The sequence below is a fragment of the Thermoanaerobacter sp. CM-CNRG TB177 genome (assembly GCF_018588165.1).
GTDB classification, from domain to species: Bacteria; Bacillota; Thermoanaerobacteria; order Thermoanaerobacterales; family Thermoanaerobacteraceae; genus Thermoanaerobacter; species Thermoanaerobacter thermocopriae.
The window spans coordinates 1-4688 of the sequence record NZ_JAFCAC010000097.1 but is presented as its reverse complement, the minus strand read 5'-3'; the positions used below and the strand labels follow the sequence as shown (position 1 = coordinate 4688).

The 4688-nt window shown below is 32.8% G+C and carries 3 protein-coding genes and 1 pseudogene; all 4 read right to left on the bottom strand.

Annotated elements, in window-relative coordinates; genetic code table 11:
* Positions 1 to 480: 480 nt before the first annotated feature.
* Positions 481 to 1314 carry a carbohydrate ABC transporter permease gene (locus tag I4N53_RS11235; protein ID WP_214496276.1) on the bottom strand — a complete coding sequence of 278 codons (834 nt, stop codon included), beginning with the start codon at positions 1312 to 1314 and terminating at the stop codon, positions 481 to 483.
* A 68-nt stretch (positions 1315 to 1382) separates the two neighbouring features.
* Positions 1383 to 2285, bottom strand: a complete 903-nt coding sequence (locus I4N53_RS11230) for an ABC transporter permease subunit (protein ID WP_214496275.1) — start codon at positions 2283 to 2285, stop codon at positions 1383 to 1385.
* Between the two features lie 79 nt (positions 2286 to 2364).
* The gene (locus I4N53_RS11225; protein WP_214496274.1) at positions 2365 to 3717 is read right to left on the bottom strand and encodes an ABC transporter substrate-binding protein; all 1353 of its coding nucleotides are present in this window, start codon (positions 3715 to 3717) and stop codon (positions 2365 to 2367) included.
* An 891-nt stretch (positions 3718 to 4608) separates the two neighbouring features.
* Positions 4609 to 4688 (bottom strand): annotated as a pseudogene (locus I4N53_RS12730) (S-layer homology domain-containing protein); the annotation flags it as partial.

Genomic DNA, 4688 nt, shown 5'->3' with positions numbered 1-4688 from the left:
TGAAGCTATCATGAGAAATCCTATGCTATTTTTTCATTTTTACTTTACAAAGCCATATACTCTTTGATTTTTATCATTAATTAATCTCAATCTATCTAAAAAACTAAAAAGCTTTGTGACTTATCAAGAGACTTAGATTTTCAATTCATAGATTTTAAATCTTATTTTATATCTTTTTCTTAACTTAAAAATTCTAAAAACTTGCTTCAACCAGCTATAGTATCTCTACATGTCCTTATAACTCTTCACATAAAATGTCCGCTGGTTACTATACGGAAAAATGCAAAGCTCCACGTATAAATCAGAAAAACCCAATTAAATAGTAAAACACCCTATCCTAGAATGCAGTGCTCCTTGCACTTACTACAACTTTAAACTAATATAAACTCATAATTTTGTTATTTAGTCCCTAATAATAGTAACTTTTTCTACTCTAATATTTGCTTTATTTTATAATTTAGTTAAAATTTGTTTCCATTTCTACTCTTTTATACTACCTCCAGTTAAACCTGATATAAAAGCATTTTGATTTATCAAAAATAATATAATAATTGGTACAATAGCTAATGCTGAACCTGCCAGTAATATCTGATAATTGCTCCCATATGGAGTTAATAGCGTCATCAAACCTACTGGAAGTGTAAACATATCCTCTGTACGCATAACAATCAAAGGCCATACAAAATTATTCCAATTACCTAAAGCTACAAATATAGCCATCGCCCCAAAGGCCGGTTTCATCAATGGAACCATGATTCTCCAATAAATTCCGAATTCAGTAGCACCATCTATTCTGGCTGCATCCATAAGTTCTTTTGGTAATCCCTCCGCATACTGCCTAAAAAAGAATACTGCAATGGGAGATACTATTCCCGGTAATATTACTCCCCAATACGTGTTGATTAAACGAAATGATAGTATTAATCTATATAAGGGCAACATTAATATTTCAAAAGGTACGAATATGATAAGTAATACTAACATAAATACAAGATTTTTTCCCTTAAATTGGTACTTAGCCAATCCATATCCTACCATAGACGACAAAAGCAACGTTACTACTGTTCCTACAAGAGTCATTAATAAACTATTTTTATACCATTGTCGGTACAGACTACCTTCCTCGCTAAATAAAATTGCATAATTTTTGAAACTCATTATATTTAAATCTATTTTCATATCTAATCCCTTGCGGAATAACTCTGTAGCCGGTTTAAAAGATCCTATTAGCAGATAATAAAACGGGAATAGAGCTAGAATAGCTAATATAACAAAGAAAACAAACACAACTATATTAGGCATTACCTTTTTCATAGAAAGCTTGCCTTTGGAACTAATATATTCTTGTTTTATTTTTACGGAAGAATCGTTTATGCCCATATTTATACTTCCCCCTTTTTAAATAATCCAAAATATTTTAGCTGAATTGTATTTATTATTAAAACAATTGCTGCCAGCACTATGCCTATTGCTGCACCAAATCCGAAATCTCCCTTTTGAAAAGCTTCTCGATATAGATAAGCCACTATTGTTAATCCTGCATCTTTAGGTGAATTTGTTCCCCAGAAAACATAAGTTTCAGTGAACATAGCATATCCACCATATATACTGATAGTTAAAACATAAATAATCACGGGTTTTAAAAGGGGTAATGTTATATATAAAAATTTAGAAATTGGACCTGCCCCATCTATTTCTGCCGCTTCATACAATTCCTTTGGTATACTTTGTAATCCAGATAAAAAATATACAATATTTACTCCCGTCCATCGCCAGGTTGCCAGTAATACTAAAAGAAACATCGCCACATTCACATCTGCTAACCATCTCTTTGGCGGTAAACCAAATGTGGCTAAAAGCACATTTGCAGGAGAAATAGGAGGATCCGCAAAAATCAATCTAAAAACTATACCCGCAACTACAACAGAAGTGAGTATAGGCATAAAAAGTGCTGCTCTAAAAAAATTTCTACCTATTAATTTTTCAGAATTTAAAAAAACTGCTAAAATTATAGGTATAGGAATCAAAATTAGCAATGTCCAAAAGGTATAACGTGTGTTGTTCCATATTGCAGTATAAAAATGGGGATTCAATAGTCTTTTATAATTCGTCAATCCTACAAACTCAACTTGACCAGGCTGTATCTTTTGAAAACTCATAATAAAAGCACTCACAACAGGATATAAAAAGAACAAAAGAAATGTAACCACAAATGGCAAAACAAAAAGATATGGAGCTACTTTCGGAGAATATAACAAACTAACAAAAAAACTTTTTCTTTTCACCTTTAATTCCTCCTCTCAATCATCAAGAGATGCAAGAGCAACGCTCTTTGCATCTCTTGATATGATAATCTGCTAATAATTACTCTCCTGTCTCTATCTCTCTTCGAAGTTCATCCGCCGCTTTTTTCAATGCTTGTTCTGGTGTCGCTTCATTAGTTTCTAAAACTTCATACAATACCTGAGTTGCTAATAAACTATTGGCCGTAGGAACCCATTTGTTACTTCTTAATGAATACACATTACCTTCCGTAGATGATAAAAGTATCTTGAAGATATCTTTTCCGTTAACAAAATACTGAGTATATTCATTGTCTCCAGGATCATTAGCAAGTTGTTCCCACACACCCCAGCGCGGAGGATCAAAACCTAATACATTCCATATCTCAATATTGGCTTCCGGAGTGCCCTTAGCAAAGTACAAAAATTCTTTTGCCAAATCAACATGTTTGCCCTGTAATGGCACTACAGTTCCAGTTCCTCCAAGACCAACAGTAGGATATATGTTACCATCTTTCCATACTGGGACTGGTGCTACAAGTATTTTACCCTTTAAATCTGACATATAACTTACAAATCTGCTCATAAACCAGAAAGGCATTATAACCGACGCTACATTTCCTTCATTAATCCACCCATAGGCCTCTTCAGTATCGGGTTGTCCTCCTGGCGGAATAACAGCTATCTGATATTTGTATATCATATCATGTAAAAATTGTAACGCTCTTACATTTCTATCATTATCCAAAATGACGTTGTCGTTTTCATCGAATACATCTGAACCTTGTTGACCAATCATTGTGCTAAAGTCCCAGAATGCAGTTCGACCAATAGTTACCATTGGCTTTCCTGTTTTGGTTTTAACTAATTTACCTGCCTCCACAAAATCATCCCATGTTACTATTTTACTAGGATCGACTCCTGCTTCGTCTAGAATTTCTTTATTGTAAAATGCCATTACAGCGCCTCCGTGGGTAGGCATTCCATAGAGCTTACCCTCTTTGCTGTAAATCTCTAAACGTGATTGTATAAACTTATCTCTATCACTTTCCACAAGGTCAGTTAAATCCGCTAATTGCGGTGTCCCTTCTAAGTATTGGGGAAATCTACCAATTTCCACATCAGCAATATCCGGCGCTCCTACTCCTGTTTGTAACGCCATTGCCAACTTGTCATGCATCTCTTGATAAGGATAAGTAGTCACCTTCAATTTTATGGGTCGATCAGGATGAGTCTTATTCCATCTATTGACAGCATCCTCATATAAATTTCCATGCAAACCTACAAAAGTCCATAAAGTCAATTCAGTAGGTCCTTTATTTCCATTGCTACCCTCTTGTTCAGCATTTTGTATTGAATCTTTCGCCCCACAACCAGGTAATATTATCATTGTCAAAATAGAAAAAATAAGTATTATACTTAAAAACTTTTTCATCTAAAAATTTCCCTCCTCTTATTAATAATCTGTATAAGCTTGTACATATCTTGAAAGTCTTTATTTAAGCCGCTTCTAAGATATGCTTCTTCTGGCTACCACTTTAACATTTTTTATCTTTTTTAGTTTATCACCACCCCTCAACACAATCTATTAAAAAACTTAAAAAGAACATTTTTTATTTATATATCACCTCTTCCTTCTCAGTGGTATGGTTTTAAATATTTCGCCATGTATTCAGCACTCCTTTTACCTCTTTCTCTATTGCGCCAACTCCATCACAGTCTTAGCTATTCCAACTCACAGGAGGAGAGAGGTTAAAGCAACTCTTTTGTTCATAATGATTTATACTCCTCTTATTCCATTTCCAATGTAACCACTAATAACTCTACATCTTGATTAACTTTGTACATATTGAACAAATAATAAGGTAGTATCTTTGAACCTTCGTATTAATAACAGCCTGTAGTACGTTAATATTCCTTTTTTACCCTTTTTAGTTTTTATTTCATCTTTATTTAATTTTCAAAGTTCAGACATATTTTTAAGAATTAATGTTACACATGTTTCCATCTTTTATTTTCGATTAACTTATGTATCCACTTTGGTATAAATACATTCTAAACTGTGTAGTTTTGATAGAACAAAATTATTTGATTGTTAAAACTAATTCAATTTTTAATATTTTTTTATGTTGTACGTATATATTAATTATTTTCAATGCAAATGTACGTATATCTATATATAATATATTCTCCATAGCTTTTAAAATTCCTTCTTGAATTTAAATTTTTTATAAAATTTTTAGTAGCTGTTTACTGCATATATCAATCTGATTGCTAATACACTTAGTAGACTAATATATTGTAACTGTAAAGACTATTATTCATTTTATATATTTCCCGTTTTCTCTAAAGCTCTGTAAAGCATAGCTGCTGCCTCTGCTCTTGTGGCGTTCTCTTTGGGCCTGA

Coding starts and splice junctions, on each gene's coding strand:
- I4N53_RS11235 (WP_214496276.1), bottom strand. CDS start 1,314: ATGAAAAAGGTAATGCCTAATATAGTTGTGTTTGTTTTCTTTGTTATA.
- I4N53_RS11225 (WP_214496274.1), bottom strand. CDS start 3,717: ATGAAAAAGTTTTTAAGTATAATACTTATTTTTTCTATTTTGACAATG.